Annotated in this window: 21 protein-coding genes; 7 read left to right on the top strand and 14 right to left on the bottom strand. The window is 50.5% G+C overall.

What is annotated here, in order from left to right:
* Nucleotides 1-227: 227 nt before the first annotated feature.
* Nucleotides 228-485: a biofilm formation regulator BssS gene (gene bssS / locus ACMHKJ_RS17340; protein ID WP_413495890.1), complete on the top strand. Its 258-nt coding sequence runs from the start codon at nt 228-230 to the stop codon at nt 483-485.
* A 149-nt stretch (nt 486-634) separates the two neighbouring features.
* Here the strand turns inward: bssS and ttrA are convergent, their stop codons facing one another.
* The 3 genes from ttrA to ttrB are packed head-to-tail and all read right to left on the bottom strand — an operon-like array spanning nt 635 to nt 5,512.
* Entirely contained in the window at nt 635-3,715 is a 3,081-nt protein-coding gene (gene ttrA, locus ACMHKJ_RS17335; RefSeq protein ID WP_413495888.1) for a tetrathionate reductase subunit TtrA, read from the bottom strand.
* Entirely contained in the window at nt 3,708-4,772 is a 1,065-nt protein-coding gene (gene ttrC / locus ACMHKJ_RS17330; protein ID WP_413495886.1) for a tetrathionate reductase subunit TtrC, read from the bottom strand. Before ttrC ends, ttrA begins: the two co-directional genes overlap by 8 nt.
* Entirely contained in the window at nt 4,772-5,512 is a 741-nt protein-coding gene (gene ttrB / locus ACMHKJ_RS17325) for a tetrathionate reductase subunit TtrB (RefSeq protein WP_413495884.1), read from the bottom strand. The genes ttrC and ttrB overlap by 1 nt, the downstream gene beginning before the upstream one ends.
* A 212-nt stretch (nt 5,513-5,724) precedes the next feature.
* Between ttrB and ttrS the strand changes: the two genes are divergently transcribed.
* From ttrS to ACMHKJ_RS17300, 5 genes are all read left to right on the top strand, one after another.
* Complete coding sequence (gene ttrS / locus ACMHKJ_RS17320; RefSeq protein WP_413495882.1) at nt 5,725-7,473, top strand: tetrathionate respiration histidine kinase TtrS; 1,749 nt, start codon at nt 5,725-5,727, stop codon at nt 7,471-7,473.
* Nucleotides 7,464-8,075: a tetrathionate respiration response regulator TtrR gene (gene ttrR / locus ACMHKJ_RS17315; protein WP_413495881.1), complete on the top strand. Its 612-nt coding sequence runs from the start codon at nt 7,464-7,466 to the stop codon at nt 8,073-8,075. The genes ttrS and ttrR overlap by 10 nt, the downstream gene beginning before the upstream one ends.
* Before the next feature lie 83 nt (nt 8,076-8,158).
* Nucleotides 8,159-9,100 carry a Kdo(2)-lipid IV(A) acyltransferase gene (locus ACMHKJ_RS17310; protein WP_413495879.1) on the top strand — a complete coding sequence of 314 codons (942 nt, stop codon included), beginning with the start codon at nt 8,159-8,161 and terminating at the stop codon, nt 9,098-9,100.
* A 258-nt stretch (nt 9,101-9,358) separates the two neighbouring features.
* Nucleotides 9,359-10,573 (top strand): multidrug efflux MFS transporter MdtG, encoded by a 1,215-nt coding sequence (mdtG, locus tag ACMHKJ_RS17305; RefSeq protein ID WP_413495878.1) that lies wholly within the window; start codon nt 9,359-9,361, stop codon nt 10,571-10,573.
* Between the two features lie 412 nt (nt 10,574-10,985).
* Nucleotides 10,986-12,509, top strand: a complete 1,524-nt coding sequence (locus ACMHKJ_RS17300; protein WP_413495876.1) for a peptide MFS transporter — start codon at nt 10,986-10,988, stop codon at nt 12,507-12,509.
* 136 nt (nt 12,510-12,645) lie between these two features.
* Here ACMHKJ_RS17300 and ACMHKJ_RS17295 read toward each other — a convergent pair whose 3' ends face one another.
* From ACMHKJ_RS17295 to ACMHKJ_RS17285, 3 genes are all read right to left on the bottom strand, one after another.
* A complete protein-coding gene (locus ACMHKJ_RS17295) occupies nt 12,646-12,801 on the bottom strand; it encodes a hypothetical protein (protein WP_413495874.1) in 156 nt (51 codons plus the stop codon).
* A gap of 70 nt (nt 12,802-12,871) precedes the next feature.
* Nucleotides 12,872-13,213: a tRNA-binding protein gene (locus ACMHKJ_RS17290; protein WP_413495872.1), complete on the bottom strand. Its 342-nt coding sequence runs from the start codon at nt 13,211-13,213 to the stop codon at nt 12,872-12,874.
* Between the two features lie 116 nt (nt 13,214-13,329).
* Nucleotides 13,330-14,067, bottom strand: a complete 738-nt coding sequence (locus ACMHKJ_RS17285) for a FecR domain-containing protein (protein ID WP_413495870.1) — start codon at nt 14,065-14,067, stop codon at nt 13,330-13,332.
* A gap of 742 nt (nt 14,068-14,809) precedes the next feature.
* Here ACMHKJ_RS17285 and ACMHKJ_RS17280 point away from each other — a divergent pair.
* Nucleotides 14,810-15,454 (top strand): LysE family translocator, encoded by a 645-nt coding sequence (locus ACMHKJ_RS17280; RefSeq protein ID WP_413495868.1) that lies wholly within the window; start codon nt 14,810-14,812, stop codon nt 15,452-15,454.
* Between the two features lie 4 nt (nt 15,455-15,458).
* On the opposite strand, the gene ACMHKJ_RS17275 is transcribed toward ACMHKJ_RS17280, so the two are convergent.
* The 8 genes from ACMHKJ_RS17275 to ACMHKJ_RS17240 all read right to left on the bottom strand — a co-directional run bounded on the left by ACMHKJ_RS17275 (nt 15,459) and on the right by ACMHKJ_RS17240 (nt 22,196).
* Complete coding sequence (locus tag ACMHKJ_RS17275) at nt 15,459-16,043, bottom strand: NAD(P)H-dependent oxidoreductase (protein ID WP_413495867.1); 585 nt, start codon at nt 16,041-16,043, stop codon at nt 15,459-15,461.
* A gap of 117 nt (nt 16,044-16,160) precedes the next feature.
* Nucleotides 16,161-17,060, bottom strand: coding sequence for an AraC family transcriptional regulator (locus tag ACMHKJ_RS17270; protein ID WP_413495865.1), 900 nt, complete (start codon nt 17,058-17,060; stop codon nt 16,161-16,163).
* Nucleotides 17,061-17,144: 84 nt separating this feature from the next.
* Nucleotides 17,145-17,807 (bottom strand): hypothetical protein, encoded by a 663-nt coding sequence (locus ACMHKJ_RS17265; RefSeq protein ID WP_413495863.1) that lies wholly within the window; start codon nt 17,805-17,807, stop codon nt 17,145-17,147.
* Between the two features lie 2 nt (nt 17,808-17,809).
* Complete coding sequence (locus ACMHKJ_RS17260) at nt 17,810-18,247, bottom strand: DUF5675 family protein (protein ID WP_413495861.1); 438 nt, start codon at nt 18,245-18,247, stop codon at nt 17,810-17,812.
* A gap of 206 nt (nt 18,248-18,453) precedes the next feature.
* Nucleotides 18,454-19,383: a hypothetical protein gene (locus ACMHKJ_RS17255; RefSeq protein WP_413495859.1), complete on the bottom strand. Its 930-nt coding sequence runs from the start codon at nt 19,381-19,383 to the stop codon at nt 18,454-18,456.
* Between the two features lie 30 nt (nt 19,384-19,413).
* Nucleotides 19,414-19,707: a PAAR domain-containing protein gene (locus ACMHKJ_RS17250; protein ID WP_413495857.1), complete on the bottom strand. Its 294-nt coding sequence runs from the start codon at nt 19,705-19,707 to the stop codon at nt 19,414-19,416.
* On the bottom strand, nt 19,704-20,258 hold the full coding sequence (locus ACMHKJ_RS17245) for a DUF6931 family protein (RefSeq protein WP_413495855.1): 555 nt from the start codon (nt 20,256-20,258) through the stop codon (nt 19,704-19,706). Before ACMHKJ_RS17245 ends, ACMHKJ_RS17250 begins: the two co-directional genes overlap by 4 nt.
* Before the next feature lie 9 nt (nt 20,259-20,267).
* Nucleotides 20,268-22,196, bottom strand: coding sequence for a type VI secretion system Vgr family protein (locus tag ACMHKJ_RS17240; protein ID WP_413495853.1), 1,929 nt, complete (start codon nt 22,194-22,196; stop codon nt 20,268-20,270).
* Nucleotides 22,197-22,207: the final 11 nt, after the last annotated feature.

The following is a 22,207-nucleotide window of genomic DNA, read 5'->3' as shown; positions in this document are numbered from 1 at the left end:
TTTACTTAGTATAAGTACCTGTCCTTTCAGTGCAATAAGGTGAAAAATGCGTTATTGCACTACTCTTATATCAAAAGAAGACGAATTTGCTGTTTTCCGCACAATTATAGTCCCTCCCCCTCTGTTTACTTTGTTAAAAAGCCCTATACTGGTAAAACCCGTTGTTAACGGGACGTTAGCTCTTAGTCACAGATATTATCATCTTGCATTATGATTAGGAGGTACCAATGGACGATAAGAAAGCGGTCATTCAGACCCACCCCGTGATCGGATGGGATATCAGTACAGTCGATAGTTATGATGCAATGATGTTGCGCCTGCATTATCTCAGGGATCAATCCCAACCCCCTGAACATGCGGAAACCGATAAAACGATGTGGCTGACAACAGATGTTGCCCGCCAGTTGATTTCTATCCTTCAGGCCGGAATTGATAAAATAGAATCCGGCGAATATTGCAACCGTTCTGATAATATTAAGCACTGACACAGCAAAATGATCTAAGGGGGACACCAACAGGGTGTCCTTTGTTTTTTCTGCTGTCTTTTTTGCGGCAAAAAAAAAGACCACCCGAAGGTGGTCAGAGGTATTCACGACGTATTTATTATGTGTTGGGTTGAGGCAGATAATATTGATCAGGCAGCAGAAATCCGTTCCACTTTTGCCGGTAATCCCTGACGGACGGAAGCACCCGTTACCCAGTCAAGCCAGGTATTGCTGACTTGTCTTGTCGGATCCGCAAAGCCCAGGTCGTTGATGTTGATCCCCGAAGCAATGCGTTTGTCCATCGCCATCGCTTCACCATCCAGATAATGCTGACGTGCGCCCATCTCATGATGCCCGTAACCATGTTCAATCGCGACTACGCCCGGCATCACCCCGGTCAGTAAACTGACCTGCGCCTGCGCACTGCCGCCCGGAGTGGTGATCCGCACCCAGTCACCGTGCTGTACACCGAATTTCTCTCCGTCTGCCGGGTTCAGTGCCACCATATTGCACGGTTTTACATGGTGCAGCCGTTCGATCATCGTGGTCGAACTGCTCATCACATGGGATTTAAACGACATCAGCTTCAGCGGCCAGGCATCAACCGGATACACTTTATTAATATCGCTGCCGTCAGATAAGCGCGGTGGATAGTAAGTCGGGCAGCCGCTGAACCGTTCACCGGTGATCGCGTGACGGTTTTGTGCGACCTCCGCATTCCAGATTTGCAGCGGTTGCTTCCACTGCGGCCCGGTTTTCTCACCATCCCAGCTTTTTTCATACGGCGCAAAACGTCCGCCGCGACTGTAGAGATACGCGACACGGCTGATTTCATCCGCTTTCAGTGTGCGCTGCATGGCGGGCACAATGCGATCGACACCCGAGAGTTTAATATCAGCCGCTTTGGCTTCCGGTCCCGGTTTCTCGCCCATAAACGCGGTATTAGCCGCCACGCGCAGGTAATAATCTTCAGCGGTATTAAGCGGCCAGGTATTGCCGTCATTGTCTGCGATCGCATTATCACCAAATCCCGGTAAATTCAGGGCTTTCGCGACTGAGATACAGAAAGATTCCATTGAGACCGGCTGCCCGTCTGCGGTTTTTGCCACACGAGGCTCAACAATCGGCCAGCGGGCAGTAGTGGCTTTAGTCTGCACTCCGGACCACGGCGCACTGAATCCCCAGCTCTCAAAGTTATGCGTATCCGGTACAATGTAATCCGCCAGCGCGGTGGTTTCATTCATAAAGGCATCAATGCCGATAATCAGCGGCAGATGTGCCGGGTCTTTCAGTTTATCTTCCATAACCTGACGAATACCCGCGATCCCATAAAGCGGATTGGTCATATTGGTTATCCAGGCTTTCAGTTTATGCGGATACCCTTCCAGCGCTGAGCCAAGCTGCTCGGTTAACTGACCTGCTGCCAGCGGATACCACGGCGCTTTTGCCGGATACGGGCTCTGACCTGCTGCCACTTTGTTTTTGTATTCGTCTGATTTTTCGTAGACTGATTTACTGCGCGCCAGGTTCATGCCTTTCGGCTTCACTTTGCCCGGGAAGCTGTCCATTTTGTAGCACGGACCGTCATTGGCACCATTAAATTTGCCGCCACCGACAGACACGCCGCCTTTCAGGTTCATATTGCCGATCAACGCATTGAGCATGATCACCGCCCAGGCATTATAGAAGCCGTTACCGGACATCATACCGCCGTGTGAAATCACCGCAGCTTTACGCCCGTAGGATGTCAGCGCTTTTGCCAACCCCGCAATGGTCTCTTCCGGCACGCCGCAACGGGCAGTATATTCTGTTAGCGTGAAACGCTGAGCTGCTTCTTTCAACAGCAGGAAACTGCTTTTTACAGTAACTGTTGTGCCGTCTGCCAGTGTTACCGGCTGATTGACGTCAAGTACGGCGCGGTCGCACTCTGCTGCCGGAACCAGGACATTCTGTTCATTGAGAACCAGATATACGAGCTCTTCTGACGCCACACCGTTCAGGGCTTCTGCTGTCAGATGCTGCCCTACAAGCGGGTGTTTATCATCCGTAATAACCAGATGCGTGGCATTGGTCCAGCTGCTTTCGCCAACCCGCGTCATCGCCGCTTCGCCCGGTACAGATAAATAGTCTGCATTGTGAAGATTATTTTCAATCATCACGCGGATCATTCCCATAACCAGCGCAGAATCAGTTCCCGGTTCAATCGGGATCCAGTGCCCGTGATCGTTTGCCAGTGTTGTGGTCAGCGGCAGCGCCGGTGAAACAACGGCATAATTAAAGCTGTCACGGATACGGGCATTCGCCAGTTGACGACCCTGGCGCTTAAACGGGTTACCGGATTGCGCCGGTGATGTGCCTAGGAAAAGGGCAAATTTGACATAATCCCAGTCCGGTTTGACGTGGGCATTTTTATCAAGATCGTTCATCAGTGCGCCGGAGCCGGCACGATATGCCAGCCCGCAGTAAGCGCCGTGCGCCCCGAAGTTTTTACTGCCGAACGCATTCTGGGCAAACCGGCGGATAAAGGTATCACGCCCGTCATCCCCGGCGTTGGTCACCAGCAGCTGATTTGCCACCGGACCAAGCGCAGGCTGCGCAGGGTCAATCAGAGTATCCAGGTCGCGGATCGCCCGTAAACCATCAACATGCCCTTCACCAAACAGATCACCGCCTTCAATGACTTCCTGCATCAGTTGTTCATAGCTGATGCGCTGCCATTTTCCTTCACCCCGCTTACCAACGCGCTTCATCGGCTCCAGGATACGCAGCGGGCTGTCCAGCCCTTCCATCAGGGTTGCACCACGCGCACAGGCAGTAGAGCGTCCTTCCAGCCCGCTTTCGCCGCCCATATTTTTCAGGGCATCTGCCAGCGGGGTGTTATACGCAATATGATGGTCATGCGACAGCGGGTGATACGGGTTTCCGGCAATGCGGATAACCTGGTTAGTTTCGCGGTCAACACGGGCGCGGATCCCGCACTGAGTCCAGCAACCGAAACACTGTGTCATGGATACAGCCTGATTATTATCCGCCTGCCAGCCCTTTAAGGCATTCCCTTCAGGGATCAGTGAATTACCATTGATACGGTGGAGTGTCACTTTGCCGGATGTACCGTTCATCAGCCCGTCGATGGCGCGTTTTGCCACATCACGGTAGCTGATTCCGAAAGCCACCAGCCCGCCGACCGCCAAACCTGCTTTTAACCACTGACGTCTTGTTGACTTAGCCATGCTGTACACCCCCGTCCTGCGTAATATTTTGTTTATTCTGTACTTTATTATTTACCCAGCGAATACCTTCACGGAATATAATCACCAGGGCTATCCACAAGCCGACAGTGCCGATAATCGCCTGGATACCGTCAGTGCCCATCGGCAGGCTGTACGGGTTATGCATAACATTGTATTTCGGTAAGGTCTGCACACTCATCAGTAACATCCAGCGCAGCGACCAGGTGAGTAACAGGGTCAGTACCGCGTGAATAGTGATATAGGCGACTGAACGGCGACCGGTCAGAAGATTCACCGCCAGCACCATCAGCACAATCCACAGTACGACTTCACCCATTGCCAGTGTCCATCCTGTACTGCCGAAACTCAGTTGTGCACGGATAGCAGCTCCGGAAAGGGTATTTCCTGCGATCCAAAAGCCCATACTCACTGCCAGCAGCAGCAATGACACTATCTGTAAGCGGGCAAGCTGCGACTGATACTGCGGCTCGCGGCGCGCACCCAGCATCATAAGCGCCGGTAGTGCCTGTAATGCACTGAAAAATAACAGTACCGGAATCCAGTAACTGAACCAGATCGGATGAGCGCGGACAACAGAAACCTCACGTCCGGTATACAACAACAGCCCGATAGCAAATGCCGCACTGCCGAGTGCCACCCAGCGGGTCAGTTTAAATTGTTTACCCCATATTTTATCCGCCACCAGCGCCAGAAAATACAAACCAATACAACCGGTGAATGCAGGCAGGAATACAGCACCCCAAGGCATCCACGACCACGGCGTCGGATAGGCATAAAAATGCCAGACGCGGGCGGTCTGATGCAGATCAGCCGTCAGTGCCAACGGGGCGGCAATACCTAATGTGATACTGATAAAAACGGCCAGCATCTCAAGGCGGGCATCTCGTTTATCACCACGCCAGCGCTGCCAGCAGGCATAAAGCGCGGCACAGGCGGCAATCCCTATCATAAAGAAGTATTGCACTGCCCACGGCAGCCAGGTGATTTCCTGCGGGCGGGCCAGCACTTCCTGAATTAACATTGTCTGTTCAATCATCAGTGGATCTCCTGCCATAATGCGGGCTGACCGCGATTTTCCAGCGGTTGGACAAATGCATCATCCAGCCCAAGATAAAACACCTGCGGTAATGTGCCGCTTTCCGGTTTCAGAACTTTGATTGCGGCTTCGTGTTCATGCAGCATTTTGCTTATTGTGCTGGACGGATCTTTTAAATCGCCGATGATACGCGCACCGCCGACACAAGATTCCACACAGGCCGGTAACAGCCCGGCTTCCAGACGGTGGGTGCAGAACGTACACTTATCAGCCGTTTGTGTGCTGTGGTTAATAAAGCGGGCATCGTACGGACAGGCTTGCACACAGTATGCGCAGCCCACGCAGCGGGTATTATCCACCACCACAATTCCGTCTTCACGCTGGAACGTCGCCTGTACCGGACACACCGGCACACATGGCGGATTATCACAGTGATTGCACAGGCGCGGCAGCAGGACGTTAGTTGTTGTGGCATCCTCATTGCGGATCTGGATCTGATACTGACTGACGGATGTGCGGAATTGCCCCTGCGGGCTCTGATTTTCTACGGAACAACTGACGGTACATGACTGACAGCCGACACAGCGACGTAAATCAATCAGCATTGCGTAACGTTTTGACGGGTCACCTTCACGACGGGTCGGTGAAAAATGCATACCGGCTTCCGCCAGCGGAACCAGTGAAGCCCCGGCGGTCAGGACTCCCAGATTTTGCAGAAATTTTCGTTTGCCAAGATCCATACTGCTCTCCAGTGTCTTTCAAACTTCATTGCGCTTAATGTTCAAACTCAGCCAAAAAGGAATAAACGTGTGCTGAGTAAAGGGATATGTCATTATGTTGATTGTAAAAATTGCCGGGGAAACACCCTATTGTGGTTAACCACATAACCGGTGATACCTTGATCTGAAACAACAGATTTATCTTAAGATAATGACTCAGGACGCAATGTGAGATGGCTTTACGCATCGGGCTGTTAACCGGACTCTTATTTTTTTCCTCATTCTCTTTTGCCGCACAATGGACAATTGGCGTGCTGGCACTGCGGGGCGATGCGCCGACGCGCCATTTCTGGGCGCCGCTGACCGAACAACTCAACCGCGCCCTGCCCGGCGAGCACTTTACCCTGCTGCCGCTGACACTCGATCAGATGCGCGAAGCGCTGCATAATAATGACGTCCAGTTCGTTCTCACCAATCCGGCGCAGTTTATCCAGCTGGACAGCAATTTTCCTCTGCGCTGGCTGGTTTCCCTGCGTTCAGCCTTTGAGCCGGATAATGCCACCCGTAATGTTGTCGGCAGTGTGCTGCTGGTGCGCAAAGACAGCCCGTATCACACGCCGTCTGATCTGACCGGTAAAAAAGTCGGCGCTATTGCTCCTGATGCTTTTGGTGGCTATTTATTAGGCTACAAAGCATTACGGGATATTGGTCTTGATCCACCGCGTGATTACCACCTGCAATTCTCCGGGTTTCCGGCTGATGCCCTGCTCTATCTGCTGCGCGACAATGCCGTTCAGGGCGTGATTGTGCCGGTGTGTCTGATTGAATCAATGAATAGCGAAGGTCTTATTCATCAGGATGATTTCCGCCCGCTGCTCCAACGGAAAAGCGCGGTTCCCTGCTGGAGCAGCAGCGAGTTATATCCGAACTGGTCGTTTGCCGCAGGCAGTGATGTGCCGGACGAACTGGCCGATGACGTTACCCGTGTACTGATCAACAGCCACGGAGAAAATGAAATGCGCTGGGGTGCGCCATCCTCCACGCGTCAGGTGGAAAATCTGCTCAGAGAAGTTAATCAGCATCCGCAGCAGCGCCGGTTCTGGCAGGACATTATCAGCTGGGGCAAAAAAAACAGCTGGCTTATCGGCACAGTGATGCTCGCTTTTCTGCTGCTGGGTATTAATCATATCTGGATTGCGTTTCAGATCCGCCGCCGCACCCGGCAACTGGAAACCGCACATTCACAGTTACAACAGCAGGCACAGGATCTGGAAAAGGCGCAGCAACTTAGTGTGCTGGGGGAAATGGCATCCGGCTTCGCGCATGAACTGAATCAACCGCTGTCAGCTATCCGCCATTATGCACAGGGATCGCAAATCCGCCTGCAACGCCAGGATCCGGAACATCCGTTACTTCCGGTGATGTCGCAAATTGAAAATCAGGCCGAGCGCGGCGCAAATATTATCCGTAATCTGCGGCAATGGGCAGGTAACAGTCCTGTTACGCCGGAAAGTGCCCCCGCCGCACAATATGTGGCAGAAACGCTGGATCAGTTATGGGCACTGTTAAGAGTGAATGAACATTATCCGTCTGCCCTGTTACACAATACAGTTGCGGCGGATGTACTGTTGTATCTGCCGCCCACGCTGCTCGACCAGTTGTTGTCAAACCTGCTGAGTAACAGTTTGCAGGCAGGTGCGGACAGCATCCGTGTCACGCATCACCTTACACCCAACGGGCAGTTACTGGTGGTTCAGGATAACGGTGGCGGTATGGATAAAAACCGGCTGGCGCAGCCCTTCTCACCGTTCCGGTCAACCCGTTCAGCCGGTCTGGGGCTGGGATTGGTTATCTGCCAGCGGCTGATGCGCAGCCAGGGCGGAGATATTCATATGGAAAATTATATCGGTGCAGACGAACGACCCGGCTTATGTGTTACCCTTATCTTTACCCGACTGACAGAGGAGCCACCATGCCCGTAATTCACCTGGTTGATGATGACATCGCCGTGACACAGGCGTGTCAGTTTTTACTGGAAAGCCTCGGCTATGATGTCAGTATCTGGAATGACAGCCGGACATTTATTGCACAGGCCCCCCTGCATACTTACGGTATTGTATTACTGGACATGCGGATGCCGGACCCGGATGGTTGCCGGGTTCATCAGCTACTCCGTGAGCAGCACAGCACGCTGGCGGTTATCTTTCTGACCGGACACGGCGACCTGCCGATGGCGGTAGAACAAATGAAACTGGGTGCAGTGGATTTTCTGCAAAAACCGGTTGCCACACAGCCGCTACAGACCGCGCTGACGCGCGCTGCAGCCGTCACGGAAAAAGCCGTGGCTGACAGAGCAATCCACGGACGCTTTCTGACCCTGACCCCGAAAGAGCGTCAGATTGCCGGATTTGTAGCTCAGGGGCTGATGAACCGCGAAATCGCTGATGTCGCACATGTCGCGGTACGGACGGTAGAAGTTCACCGCGCAAAAGTGATGGAAAAAATGACGGCAGGCAGCCTCGCAGAACTCGTGACACAACTGAATACTATCAATGCCGGTGATAGTTGCGTGACAGAAAACTGATATTACCGGAAAATACGACGTATAATGTATTGTTATATCATTTACCTGCATCTCTGTGATGCATCTGACAACGATTTCTGACTATGATTACAGCACCTGAATTTAAGCGCACATTGTTACATCCCCGTTACTGGCTGACCTGGATTGGTGCAGGAATATTGTATGTTCTGGTTCTGCTGCCCTATCCTGTCATTTACCGGTTGGGTACGTCGCTGGGCCGCCTGTCAATGTGCTTTCTGAAAAGCCGTACCGCGATTGCGGATCGCAATCTGCAACTGTGCTTCCCGGATATGCCGGAGGCAAAACGCAAAGCCATGGTTATTGCTAATTTTGAATCTGTCGGCATGGCACTGTTCGAAACCGGAATGGCATGGTTCTGGCCGGACTGGCGGATAAAGCGCTGGTTCCGGGTCGATGGCTTTGAGCACATTAATAAGGTGCAGGATTCGGGCAGAGGCGTCATTGTTATCGGTATTCATTTTCTCACCCTGGAACTCGGCGCGCGGATGATCGGCATTATGAGCCCCGGGGCAGGCGTTTACCGTCCGAATGATAACCCGGTGATAGACCTGATACAGACTACCGGGCGCATGCGATCAAATAAATCAATGATCGACCGCAAAGACGTCAAAGGAATGGTTCGCGCCCTGCGTCAGGGAGATATTCTCTGGTACGCCCCTGATCATGACTATGGTCCGCATAACAGTGTTTTTGCCCCGTTCTTTGCTGTTGAAAAAGCGGCCACAATTACCGGAACATCCGTTCTGGTCAAAGCCGGACGTGCCGAATTAGTACCGTTTACGCCCCGCCGTTTACCGGGTGGTAAAGGTTATGAGTTACTGGTTCAACCGCCTGTGGACGGTTTTCCGGAAAATGATGAAATCGCTGCCGCAACCTTTATTAATCATATTGTGGAAAAAGAGATCCTGCGCGCACCGGAACAATATATGTGGTTACACCGGCGTTTTAAAACCCGGCCGGAGGGCGAACCGTCCCTTTACGATAACCGGGACAATGTACATTAATCCACACACGGCTGCTTCTTTGAAACAGCCGTGTGTGTTTTTAAGCGTGCATTGTTTTAAGCATATGTTGATATATGACCCGGCTGAACGAGCGCGGCCAACACCCCTGCAACCCGAAGGATGATGGTTTTTAAGGGTTTACTCAAATAACAATTTACTCAAAATCATTCGGATTGCAGGTAGGCGGCAAGTGAAGACGGGCAGGTCACACCCCTGCAATCTGAAGGATGAAGAGTAAATGAAGAGTAAAGGAGAACGATGCTGAACAAAGCCCCCAACCGCAGCTGGAAACAAAACCTGTATGTCGTCTGGTTTGGTTGCTTCTTAACCGGTGCTGCATTTAGTCTGATTATGCCTTTTTTGCCTCTTTATATAGAGCAAATGGGCATTACAGACCATCGTGAGCTGAGTTTATGGACCGGGGCGGTATTCAGTATTACGTTTCTCTTTTCGGCGATTGCTGCCCCTTTCTGGGGGAAATTATCCGATCGCAAAGGACGTAAGCTGATGCTGCTGCGCTCCGCACTCGGTATGGGAATTGTCATGCTGCTGATAGGCTTTGCTCAGAATATCTGGCAGTTATTATTTCTGCGTGCGCTGCTCGGGTTGCTCGGCGGCTTTATCCCGAATGCGAATGCGCTGATAGCCACTCAGGTGCCGGTAAAACGCAGCGGATGGGCGTTGGGAACCTTATCTACAGGCGCGGTCAGCGGTGCATTGATAGGTCCGCTGATCGGTGGTTTTCTGGCAGATAGTGTGGGTCTGCGCCCGGTCTTTTTTATCACAGCGACAGTGCTGATTATCTGCTTTTTTGTCACCTTGTTTTATGTCAGAGAGAATTTTACTCCGGTATCGCGCAAAGACGCACTGAACACAAAACAGGTCTTTGCCTCGATAAAAAATCCCCGTCTGATTATCTGCCTGTTCTTCACCACCATGTGCATTCAGATTGCCGCTGGTTCTGTCAATCCGGTGATCACACTATATATCCGTGAATTGGGCGGACAAAAAGAAAATCTGGCATTTATCAGCGGATTAATCGCCTCGGTTCCGGGACTTGCCGCACTGATCACCGCGCCGCGACTCGGTAAACTCAGTGACCGGATAGGGCCGGAAAAAGTCCTGATAGCGATGCTCGGTCTTTCTGTATTTGTCATCCTTCCCATGGCCTGGGTAACACATTACTGGCAGCTCGGCGCACTGCGTTTTCTGCTTGGTGCTGTCAACTCCGCCATGTTACCGGCGGTACAGACACTGATTATTTATCATATCACTCACCAGGTTGCCGGTCGTATTTTCAGCTATAACCAGGCGCTCCGGGATGTGGGGAATGTTACGGGTCCGTTAATGGGCGCCTGGGTCGCTGCTCAGTTTGGCTTCTCTTCTGTATTTTATTTCACCGCTGTCGTTGTACTGTTTAATCTGTTTTATTCGTGGTGGTGCATAAAATCTCACAGCCAACAAAAAAATTAACCGCACGATATTACCCGTATCCTCCCTGTTTTCATCCTGTTATTTTTACGTGCCTGCTATTTGTTGCCGGAATTTCATATTTACACAATCGATTATCCGTAATTAATTGATTTTAAATATTATTTTATAAAAATGAAAGCCTCATAAATCTAACTTTTTGTCAATGGCATCCGTCACATCCTGTTAAAATAAGTATCGTGAAATGATATTTTCATCGACATTTAATCTAAAAAATGGTTTATAAAATAGAAAACGTGCTTCAGATGAATAAAATTCACAACAAGTGTGTTAAAAATACTTTAATAAGACAGGATGTTTATTGATACGTAAATGTATCATTTTGTTAACAGGAACTGTTTATCCTTTTCATTTTTGGGTTTATCCTCCGTCATAAACCCTCGGGAAATTACAGATGCAATCAAAAACTAACAATAATCGTACCTTCTTCGGGCACCCTTATCCGCTGAGTTCACTGTTCTTCACTGAAATGTGGGAACGATTCTCTTTCTACGGGATCCGTCCGTTACTGATCCTGTTCATGGCCGCCACCGTCTATGAAGGCGGGATGGATATTCCCCGGGAACAGGCCTCTGCCATTGTCGGTATTTTTGCCGGGGCAATCTACCTGACCTCATTACCGGGCGGCTGGCTGGCTGATAACTGGTTAGGTCAGCGAAAGGCGGTCTGGTACGGTTCAATCATCATCGCACTCGGGCATCTCGCTATCGCCTTGTCCGCTATCTCGTCACCTAAGCTGTTCTTTATCGGTCTGCTGTTTATCGTCATCGGTACCGGGTTGTTCAAAACCTGCGTGACGGTGATGGTCGGTACACTGTACAAAAAAGAAGATACACGTCGTGACGGCGGTTTCTCCCTGTTTTATATGGGCATTAACATGGGGTCATTCATCGCCCCGCTGGCATCCGGCTGGTTAGTTCCTAACTACGGCTGGCACTGGGGCTTTGGTATCGGTGGCCTTGGTATGTTAGTCGCACTGCTGGTTTTCCGTTTCTATGCCGTGCCGCTGATGCGCAAATATGACAGTGAAGTCGGTCTGGATTCCAGCTGGGATCGCCCGACGGTTGTCCGTAAAAATGTGGGTATGTGGGTGAGTCTGGCTGCTGCCGTCATTGCCGTTGTTGCAGGACTGGTAGCAACAGGTGCTATCCCGTTCAACCCGTTGCTGGTTGCCACCAATATGGTCTACCTCATCTCCGCGATGGTTATTCTGTACTTCATTTACCTGTTTCTCTTTGCAGGCCTGGGGCGCAGTGAACGTATCCGCTTATTTGTCTGCTTTATTCTGTTAGTGACAGCCGCGCTGTTCTGGTCTGCTTTCGAACAGAAACCAACTTCTTTTAACCTGTTTGCGAAAGACTACACTGACCGTAACGTGATGGGCTTTGAGATCCCGACAGTCTGGTTCCAGTCTATTAATGCCCTGTTTATTATTCTGCTGGCACCACTGTTCAGCTGGTTATGGCCGGCACTTGCGCGCCGTAATATGAACCTGAGCAGTATCACCAAGTTTATGTTCGGGGTGCTGTTTGCCGCGGGTGGCTTTGTGGTCATGATGATGGCATCTGAGCGTGTGATTGAAACCAGCGCCGGGGTTTCCCCGCTGTGGCTGACATTCAGTATCCTGCTGCTAACCCTGGGTGAGCTGTGTTTAAGCCCGATTGGTCTGGCGACCATGACCTTATTAGCGCCGATGAAAATGCGCGGTCAGGTGATGGGATTATGGTTCTGTGCCAGTGCGCTGGGTAACCTGGCGGCGGGTATCATGGGCGGTAACGTACGTCCGGATCAGCTGTTAAACATGCCTGCGTTCTTCTCACACGTTTCTGTCGCACTGGTTATCTGTGCCGCAGTTCTGTGTGTACTGATAATCCCGGTCCGCAAAATGTTGCGAAGTGCGGATAATCAGGCTGCCTGATTAGACATAATGCTGTACAGAAAAGGGTGAGCTTCGGCTCACCCTTTTTTTATGCGCATGCGGGCTGGAGTATCACCGTAATGACGTCGGAAAGCACAGGTCAGGGAAGATTGAGTGCTGTATCCGCAGCCAGCGGTTATCCTGACCCGGAGGCTGTAACTGCACCGCTGTCATTACCGACCTTCAGCTCCATTGCACCAATGCCGCCCGCCGCCAGTTGCCACATATCATCATGACTGTGTTCAGGAATTTCGTGCTGATAGGTACGCAGAGAGATAACCGGTCGTTGCATGGCGGTGTCCGTTTCATCAGAACACCCCATTCGACCCGATTTTACAGAAAAACACAAGCCATAACCGCGATTATATCAGGCGGTGACCATTGGGTACGGGCAGGGAGAATCCGGCAAGAACAATATCACCGTCCGCATTTGCCACCCCTGTGATTAAGACTTCAGATTTCACACCTGCCACCCGCTTAGGTGCAAAATTACAGACACACAAGACCTGACGGCCTATCAGTTCGCCTGCGTTATACAGCACAGTCACCTGCGCACTTGAGGTTTTTATACCGAATTCCCCGAAATCGAGGGTGAAAATATAGGCTGGTTTTCTGGCTTTCGGATTCAGTTCCGCACTCAGTACCGTTGCGGCCCGCATTTCCACTTTTTCAAAATCTGCCCATTCTATCTCTGCTGATGTCATTGTATTTCCTGCCTGCATCCTGAATGACGTTGTGTATATATTATCCGTTGCATTATACCTGCGCACAGCAGTAACTGCTGTTGACGGACAGTCATTCTTTATCCGCAGACAGGCAATCAGCGGTAAGCTTCGGAGCCCGGCAGTGATTCGCGGGTCAGCCCCAGCGAGTGCATCAGGCGCTCCACATCATCATCCATCTGGTTGAGATAAAGCACACTGTCTATCACCACATTTTGTTTATCATTGTTCATCAGAACCACAGGAACAGCACGGTAGCTGTTAATCATTTCAATCGCTTCCGATAACGGCACTTTATCCAGCACTAAAGCACCGGAGAGCCAGTCAATATCGGTATACTGGCGCTGAAAGACTTTTGCCCGCCCTTCCGGCAGGATTTCAAGGCGCTGACCCGGCCCGACCGTTTCTGTTTTTCCGCCGAAATGCGTGGTCACAACCTGATCAAGCGGACAGACAGAGACTTTATTCCCGACGATATCCACCACGAAATTCCCGGTATCAGACTCAACCGTTACCCCGTTGGCCGTCACCTGAAACGGACGCTGCTCTTCACGGCTCTCACTGACCGCGAACCGGGCACGACCGGAGAGCAGTTTTACCGCACGACTGTCATGATCATACGCCACCACCGCGCGGGACTCTGTATCCAGCTTCAGCTGGCTGCCGTCTTTCAGGGAATACTGTTTAATCTCACCCCGGTGCGTGTAATGCTCCTCCACACCTTTTTCCTGTAGCCGGGTTGCGTTGTACATTGCATATCCCCCGAGGATCACCAGAAAAACCAATAAAGTGATTAAAAAACGGCGGCGCCGTGGTCTTAAAAATAAATGTTTCAACAATTTTCTCCTTGCGGATAGTTGGCCGCTTAAAATCCGCATTTTCGGCGTCACCTGATTTGTCCGGTAACAATCAGGAGCCGTACGCCGTAGATAAGGTATTCCGATGAATCACGTACGTTACTGTCATTCGCTCACATACATAATGCATAATTCGTCTCTGACATCAGCCCGTCACAACCCTGAGATTAAAATCCGGCAGCAGGTCTTCACAATAAAAACGACATGACTGACACCTGGTCGGCCGCAATACAGTCATAAGGAATGTGATAAAAAAATAGCCTGTTAATTCATGTGGTTAATAAATGATACGGGGATTTCATCTTTTGTTGAGTATAATACACTTTCTCCGGCGCCGAGCCGCGCCCTTACGTTTTGTTACACTATCTGCCATCCGGATACACTCTTTCTGTGCGTAATACTATTTTGTTCCTTTTTTTAACCCGGCGGATACCTGATGTACGAATTCATTACAAATATTGAATGAGTCCATACAATTTATCTACGTAATGCCATTGTATATACCCGTATTCATTCAAACTGCAGGTTCGTTGGCTGCACTCATCCCGCCGGGTCACATACTGATGTATGCTCCCTGTCAGTCTTCCCTTGCCGCCTGCCGGCAGCCCTAATAACGTTGGGTATAAATGGCCATCAAAAATGTCATTTGCCAGTCAATTACACTTAGTGGCATTATGTCAGGCACTATTTAACATTGATGTCAGTCACGAGGAGCTGTCACATGCTGGATATTATCCATTACCCCCTGTTTTTGGTGTCTGTTTTTATTTTTGCCGTCACCCCGGGGCCGGATATTGCCTATGTGCTGGGACAGAGTCTGGCGAACGGGCGCAAAGCCGGGATACTCTCCGCGCTGGGTGTGATGCTAGGCAGCAGTGTACACGCCATCGCCGGGGCCATCGGGCTGGGGGCGATTATTGCCGCCTCGCCGACCTTATTCACCGTGATTAAATACCTGGGGGCCATGTATCTGGCTTTTCTCGGGGCAAAAATGATTTGGGGAACACTGAAAAAGCGGGGACAAACCGGGGAAAATGAAGAGGTGGTCATTCAGAAAGCGGCAGCAAAAACGATTCTGATCCGTGGCTTTATTACCACACTGACCAATCCGAAAGTCCTGCTGTTTTTTATTGCCTTTTTCCCGCAGTTTATTGCCGCAGACGGCGGTCATTATGCAGAGTCGTTTCTGTTGCTGGGTGCAACCTATGCGCTGCTCGGGTTCTGCACTGACCTCGCACTGGCGCTGATTGCCGGTACACTGGCTGCCCGTATTTCAGGCAGCCCGAAAGCACATTACTGGATAGACAGAGTGGTCGGTACCACCTTTATTGCGCTGGGATTGCGTCTGGCATCAGTGGCACGCTGAAAACTCAGCCGGAAACGACCGTGTCAAGGTGTGCAAGATACCGGCTGATATCCGTTTCAATCTGTGGATTTTTAATGACATCAAAACAGGCAAATGTCGGTAACGGTGACATCCCGGTAAACTGGTTGGCTTTGTGGAACGGGAAATATACGCTGTCCACACCGCGCCCTTCAAAAAACTGAGCATCATCCTCAAAGGCTTCCTGCGGTGCATTCCAGGTCACGGATAACATATATTTTTTATCTGTTAATACACCACCTGACCCATATTTTTTACTGATGTCATGGCGGGTGCGCCCATCATTGATGTGGAAACGATCATCAGACTGCGTAAAGACATCATCAATATATTTTTTCACAATCCAGGGACCTTCCATCCACCAGGCGGGCATCTGATAAATAATCAAATCTGCCCACAGATAATTCAGGACTTCCTGCTCATTGTCATATCCGTCATCAATACGAGTGACACGAACATTCATTCCTTTACTGATTAAATGCTCACGGGCGATCATGGTCAGATGATCATTCAGTTTTCCTTCCGACCCGCCAAATGCTTTGGAGCCGTTGATAATAAATATATTTTTCATGTGATTACACCCTCAGATAGTCATTTTGCTGATAGCTTTATCTTAAGCGATGTATCCCGTAAATCTCTTAACCTATCCTCCCTGATCCTTGCCTGATCCTATCATTCGATCTGATATTTATGCTGATGGTACAAGCTGTAACCGTTTCTTATCCTGTCCGGGCGGCAGACCAAATAGCCGGCTGTATTCGCGGCTAAACTGAGATGCACTTTCATAACCAACACGGAAAGCGGCCTCTGCGGCATCCGTTGATTCCACCAACAGCAAACGCCGGGCTTCATTCAGCCGCAGCCATTTTTGATATTGCAACGGGCTCATGTGTGTTATCTGTCTGAAATGGCGGTGAAAAGAGGATGTGCTCATCTGTACATGGTGACTCAGTGACTCCACCGAAAGCGCTTCATGATAATGCTCTTTGAGATAACACAATGCCCGGGTAATTTTGCTGTACTGACTGTTTTGTGACGCCATCAGCTGCAAGCACGCACCCTGATCACTTTTCAGAAGGTAATACAGAATTTCTTTATTAATGAGGGGGGACATTACCGGAATATCGTCCGGGGCATCGAGTAATGCCAGAAGACGGCACACAGAGCTTACCAACGCATCTGTTGCCGGCATAACTGCCTGAGGTGCAGCTACACCCGGAGTCAGCAACTGAAACCGGCTTTCCTGAATCAGCGCCGGAATATCGTTCAGGTTCAGCCGGATCATCACCGCCAGAAAAGGCGCATCCGGTGTGGCTTCACACACCTGTGCAATCGTCGGGATATCAACAGAGGTCATCAGCACCTCTCCGGCACGATAACAATAACTGTTATTGCCGATAGTGATCCGCTTTGCACCCTGCACCGCCAGCGCAATACCGGGCTCATATAACCAACCTTCCGGCTCTGCGGGTGCCGTCCACCGGCACAGTGACAGTCCGGGAACCTCAGTATCCCATCCGTCTTCGCGCTGTGCAGTATGCCTGACAAGCAATTGCGTCAGGCAGCGCAGGCGTTCCTCTGTATTCATTTTTCCCAGCCGTTACCGTCAGAAAATATCTGACAGTTATCCTGCATGAAACTGTTCCGGCTGTAAATCACCGGCAATGCGGTTTTAATTTACCGGTTGCAGGTTTTTCAACTCAATATAGCCTCTGATTTTTCCGCTGAGCATATCGCCCTGCGGGTCATACTCCGCCACATATACCCACTGCTGATCCGTTTTTTTAATCAGAATAAGGGGAGAGTCCGGTTTAATCTGCCGGATATCTGCCGCTGCTTTTTGCGGTTTTGTTTTCAGAAATACCGCTCCGACTTCCGGTTTTACGGTATAACTCAGCAGATACGGATAAGCATTACAGGTTTGGATTTTTTCCATTGTCCGCACATCAGTCACTTTGTATTTTTTGCTGATAAATGAAATCCCTTCGGCGTTATACACCGGGGAATTACACTCTGATACCACATGTAAATCACGCAGTGTTAATGCACCACTTATTTCCGCATGACCGAATTCATCAGATATAAATACCGTGTTCTGCTTTTCAAACAATCCCTGAAATTGTTTTTCAGTCGATAAATTAATCACCCGTTTATCCATATTTTTGTCATTAATAACAAAGAAACGGTACGACAATTCCGGCCTGTTTTGTTTCCCGTCGTCACTCCATACCGGTAACCAGTATGCTTGCAGTATCCCGTTGAATATCTGCTCTTTTGCCTGAACAGAGACTGAGGTAACCAGCAGCAGAAGTGAAAGAAAAACCCCTTTAATCATAATTACTCCGTGTAAAATGAACGAATATTTACCGTGACATTTTGAATCCCGGCTTTATCCAGAAATGTCTTTATTTCTTTTAATTTCACCACACTGTTTCCGACAAAATCAATCCCTCTTGATGCGCCGACTAATAAACAACCATCAGTGTTTGCCGGATAATTACCGTTATGAATTAATATGCCTCTGTTTGGTGAAACAGATGAACTGAATAACAACGGAACCGGATTGTATTTTTTCACGCCAGGCAGCGTACTGTTATGCCACTTCAGAAAATAACGGCCTTCAGGGATCCGTTTACGGCGCATAGACTCAGATGTATCCGGTCCCGGACGCTCTAAAATATACCCTCTGACGGAACTGCCGGAAATAGCGAAAGAGCTGATTGTGGCATTATTTGACTGCGTTTCTCTGACAATGGATAAAACATGTTTTGACATTACTCTATATCCCTATAAAAACACACATACCGGCTCCGCCGGTAATAAATTTTTATATAGAATGTCCGATTATGCCACGATTGAAAATAACGGATGAATACTTAAAAATATCAGAATAATATTCTGACATAATATGTTCTGTGTATAATGATTTTTACCCCGTATTGTTATCTGCAATACGGGGTAATTCCTGACAACCGGCTTAATCAGCGGAAAAATTCATCTCCCTGAGACATCAGAGTGGACTCTGTTGCCTCAAGCAGTGTCAGCATATTATCCATGTGCGCTTTAATTTCACAACTTGCCGCATCCAGCAGAGTACACATATTGGTGACTTTTTCGACATAATGCAGACTCTCATGAAAACTCATGGAGAGATCTGTCAGCGATGAGCGGATTTGTGATAATTCATGGCTGCCAAGATGGTTATGACTGTGTGCATTCATCATATCAATACGCTGGCGGGTGCTTTGTTCACGGCTTTGCAGCACCTGAACCGACTGTTTCAGCTTACATAAATTACGCTGTAAATCACCGCCGACCCCGCCAAGTGTTTTACTGCTCCACTTAGCTGACTTGCGCTGCGCTTCAACATCACCAATCTGCTCAGCAACGGCTTTTTTATCATTAATATAGTGTTTGCGTTTACGGCTGCGGCGGATAGTTTTACCCTGATTCATCACAGCAAGCGCCGCAGAAGCAACCATTTTACTTATCCCCCCGTCAGGGATAAACCCGAGTGGCGTGGTCAGGTGAGTCGCCAGATTTTTTGTCACCTGAACCCTGGCCTTATCGGCCATTTTCCGCATCACCCGGTACGTTTTACTCTCCCGCCCTTTCTGATAAATATCCGCGGTTTCGTCCAGTAAACCTTTCCCGCCGACCACATCCTGATCCAGATGCATTCGCTGTGCACTGTCTGTCCCGATCATGACCGTGGTATGCACTTTTGCACTCAGTGCCTGCGATATATAGGTGGAATAGAGTTTTTTGACAGAGAGCGCTATTTTTGTCCGCTCTGCAGCCATCACTTTTTCATCCAGCGCACCAAGTGGTGTATCCAATGCACCAAAGCCAACTAATGTATTAAAGCCTGTAACGCCCTGACGTGCCTCTGCCATTGTAATTCCTGCCATAAAATTCCCTTTTTATTGATAATAATTACACTATCCCCCGATAAGCACTGAGGGCATACCGGAAATAATTGTGCCGCCGTGCGCCGTGCTGTCTCCCAGACGGGCGGCGGGTTTGTTATTCAAAAGCACCGTCATACTGCCGGTGGCGATAACATCCGGCAGCCCGGTACACACGCACATCTGCCCGAGAGTTGCCGCTGGTGATCCGCCAATCAGAATGGTGGATGGCGCGGGCAGAACCGGCCCGCCCACATGCGGGATCGGAACCGGGGGCGTTTGTCCGGGACACAAATGCATATCGCCGGTTCGTGCCGCCGGTTTCATACACTTTCCCCGCGGGCAATCTTCACTCCCAGAGAGATAAAATGCGGGTAACGCACCGCTGCCTGCGCGCCGTCAGGCAATACAGCCATCAGATTCACCGCTCCGCTCAGTGCCTGAGCATATAAAAACGGGGGTGCGGCTAATGGCTGCTGTGCAGCATCCAGCATACTGCCGGTACTCCAGAATACAGCCTGTGCCAGCCAGCCGGCGGCAGAGCCCTGCCCCTGTAATTGTGCCGCATCACCGGCACTGCGCCGCTGCACTTCCCCTGAACGGGAAAGCCAGGCTTTGACTGTTTCCAGTACAATTCTGTCCGCTGTTGTCCATTCCGTCAGGCTCTGCGCGCAACAATAGCCCCACCAGAGCGCCTCTTTCAGCGGCAATCCGTGAGCAAGAAAAAGTACGGCATCTGCATAACATTTCTGTTGCTGTGCGGCGGACAAAAAATCCGCCGGAGCAGGATGGGCTTTTGCCAGTGCAATTGCGGCATCTGACGGTGTGTAATTCTTCATCACCTGCATCACGCTGCTGTAGGGTATTTTTCTCAGCATTACCGCCCCTTAATTAATCGTTGTCAGTGCGCCGTTAATTTTAACGACTGCCCCGCCCTTCACTTCTGCCATCGCCGAGGCGTCTATCTGCACCAGTGCGCCTGTCAACTGTGCTTTTGCCTGTGCGCTCATGGTCAGCACAGCACTTTCCAGTGTCACTTTCCCGTCACCTTTTACAGTAATCTGCGGCGCACTGAGTGCTATCCCGCTTGCGGAGAGTTCAACTTTGCTGCCGCCGACGACAAGGGTAAGCGTTTGTTCAGCGGTTAAAGTGATGGTTTTTGCATCAGCTGTCAGTGTGTTATCCGCCTGCATTTTCAGGTTTTTTTCTGTCTGTTGGGTGATCCCTTCCCGTGCATTCAGTTGCCACTGTTTTTCACTCTGATACTGCATGTTTTCTTTGCTGGCTACCGTCAGGCTTTTGTCTGTTTCACAGCGGATAGCCCCTTTTATCTGTGTCAGCCAGTCATTATTCGCCGTCAGTTGTAAATCACGCTGCGCTGCCAGTGCAAGACACTCTTCATCACGTTTATCCTCAAAACGCAGCTGATTTCCGGCACCGCGCGCACCATCCGGCGTAGATCGGCTGTAGATCCCGCTTGTGGCAGCATCACTGAAAGGGCGCGGATGGTCACGATACCAGAGCGCACCTGCCACCACCGGCTTGTCCGGGTCTCCATTAAGAAACTGGATAACCACGGCGTCCCCGACCCGGGGTAAAAACTGAACGCCCGCACCGGCTCCGGCGCCCGGGGCAATGACCGGCAGCCACGCCTGAGATAAACTGCCGTCGCCGCTGTTATCTTCCCAGTGAAAACGAACTTTCACCCGCCCCTGCGCGTCATACCAGGTTTCACTGTTCTCCGGTCCGACAACGGTCGCCGTCTGTAGTGCATGATCCCGTGGTTTGGTGACCAGCGGCACTCTGAATGGTGTGTGTGTCTGATGACAGCGGAATGTGTTGTGATACAACGGGTTTCCGCCGGTTTCGCTGCTCTCGGCAGTGTGCGTTATCTCACTGAGATAATACTCATCGTTATAATCATCAACAGGATGATGACAAAACCGGAAACGCATTCCTGCACAAAGGGATGAAATCGCGGATCCCGCTTCATAATAGTGTGCAGAAACCGCCGCTGCATCACAGGCAATCTGCGCGCTGTCCGCAGGACTGTCATAATAATGCACCTGCTGAGTGGTGCCTGCCGCAGACAGCGATTGTGTCTCCGTGCGGCTGTGATGCTGCTCCTGAGAGTAGGTTTGCGCCGAAAAATATTGCCCCGTTGCCTGCCAGCAGGCACGGAATTGTGTTATTCGTGCACCATCATCTGTTTGTGCCACCCGCCAGGGAATATCCCCGCACGTCGCCAATGCTGCATGTTGCAGCGAATCGGTTATTGTCCATTGCGTGATATTGTCCGGGTTGCGAAAGCAAAACCAGCCTTGTGCCGCCATAATCCGGCGGATCATCGCGCTGTCACTTTCATCCATCTGACACATGCAGGGCGTGGTTTCCCCCTCATGGCGCAAGGCAAAACGAACAAATGCAGATAATTGATGCGCAGTGAGCAGCGTGGTTATCTGCGCTTTGCTGTTCTGATTCTGAAACAGCCGCCTTTGCTGACCATGTCGGAGAAATGTGATTGGGTCTGTCGCTGTGATACGGTAAAAATAGTGTTGTTTGTCAGGATGAAACCCCTCACATTCAAGCTGTTCTGCCAAACCGGCAAAGGTACGGACAATGCCATTGTCCCGGTAGCTGACAACCACCAGCTTTCCCAGTAGTGAAGGTGTGAGCGGCGTCGCGCTCAGCAGGCTGACCTCCAGCCGGGAGCCGTCTGATAATGATTCATGTGCATGCAGACGGCTCACCACACAGGGTGTGCTGTTATCAATTGCAACCGTCAGCGGACGGGGCTGTTCAGCGTAGTTTTCCATAACATTACTCA

The organism is Morganella psychrotolerans, assembly GCF_965118875.1.
In the GTDB taxonomy this organism is placed as follows: Bacteria; Pseudomonadota; Gammaproteobacteria; order Enterobacterales; family Enterobacteriaceae; genus Morganella; species Morganella psychrotolerans_C.
This window is presented reverse-complemented; position numbering and strand designations above follow the sequence as displayed.

Excerpts from the sequence above, each read along its gene's own strand:
- ACMHKJ_RS17310 (WP_413495879.1), top strand. The coding sequence starts at position 8,159 with ATGATTACAGCACCTGAATTTAAGCGCACATTGTTACATCCCCGTTAC.
- ACMHKJ_RS17250 (WP_413495857.1), bottom strand. The coding sequence starts at position 19,707 with ATGAAACCGGCGGCACGAACCGGCGATATGCATTTGTGTCCCGGACAA.
- ACMHKJ_RS17240 (WP_413495853.1), bottom strand. The coding sequence starts at position 22,196 with ATGGAAAACTACGCTGAACAGCCCCGTCCGCTGACGGTTGCAATTGAT.
- ACMHKJ_RS17275 (WP_413495867.1), bottom strand. The coding sequence starts at position 16,043 with ATGAAAAATATATTTATTATCAACGGCTCCAAAGCATTTGGCGGGTCG.
- mdtG (WP_413495878.1), top strand. The coding sequence starts at position 9,359 with ATGCTGAACAAAGCCCCCAACCGCAGCTGGAAACAAAACCTGTATGTC.
- ACMHKJ_RS17300 (WP_413495876.1), top strand. The coding sequence starts at position 10,986 with ATGCAATCAAAAACTAACAATAATCGTACCTTCTTCGGGCACCCTTAT.
- ACMHKJ_RS17260 (WP_413495861.1), bottom strand. The coding sequence starts at position 18,247 with ATGTCAAAACATGTTTTATCCATTGTCAGAGAAACGCAGTCAAATAAT.
- bssS (WP_413495890.1), top strand. The coding sequence starts at position 228 with ATGGACGATAAGAAAGCGGTCATTCAGACCCACCCCGTGATCGGATGG.
- ACMHKJ_RS17270 (WP_413495865.1), bottom strand. The coding sequence starts at position 17,060 with ATGAATACAGAGGAACGCCTGCGCTGCCTGACGCAATTGCTTGTCAGG.
- ACMHKJ_RS17290 (WP_413495872.1), bottom strand. The coding sequence starts at position 13,213 with ATGACATCAGCAGAGATAGAATGGGCAGATTTTGAAAAAGTGGAAATG.
- ttrS (WP_413495882.1), top strand. The coding sequence starts at position 5,725 with ATGGCTTTACGCATCGGGCTGTTAACCGGACTCTTATTTTTTTCCTCA.
- ttrR (WP_413495881.1), top strand. The coding sequence starts at position 7,464 with ATGCCCGTAATTCACCTGGTTGATGATGACATCGCCGTGACACAGGCG.
- ACMHKJ_RS17245 (WP_413495855.1), bottom strand. The coding sequence starts at position 20,258 with ATGCTGAGAAAAATACCCTACAGCAGCGTGATGCAGGTGATGAAGAAT.
- ACMHKJ_RS17280 (WP_413495868.1), top strand. The coding sequence starts at position 14,810 with ATGCTGGATATTATCCATTACCCCCTGTTTTTGGTGTCTGTTTTTATT.
- ACMHKJ_RS17255 (WP_413495859.1), bottom strand. The coding sequence starts at position 19,383 with ATGGCAGGAATTACAATGGCAGAGGCACGTCAGGGCGTTACAGGCTTT.
- ttrA (WP_413495888.1), bottom strand. The coding sequence starts at position 3,715 with ATGGCTAAGTCAACAAGACGTCAGTGGTTAAAAGCAGGTTTGGCGGTC.
- ACMHKJ_RS17295 (WP_413495874.1), bottom strand. The coding sequence starts at position 12,801 with ATGCAACGACCGGTTATCTCTCTGCGTACCTATCAGCACGAAATTCCT.
- ttrC (WP_413495886.1), bottom strand. The coding sequence starts at position 4,772 with ATGATTGAACAGACAATGTTAATTCAGGAAGTGCTGGCCCGCCCGCAG.
- ttrB (WP_413495884.1), bottom strand. The coding sequence starts at position 5,512 with ATGGATCTTGGCAAACGAAAATTTCTGCAAAATCTGGGAGTCCTGACC.
- ACMHKJ_RS17265 (WP_413495863.1), bottom strand. The coding sequence starts at position 17,807 with ATGATTAAAGGGGTTTTTCTTTCACTTCTGCTGCTGGTTACCTCAGTC.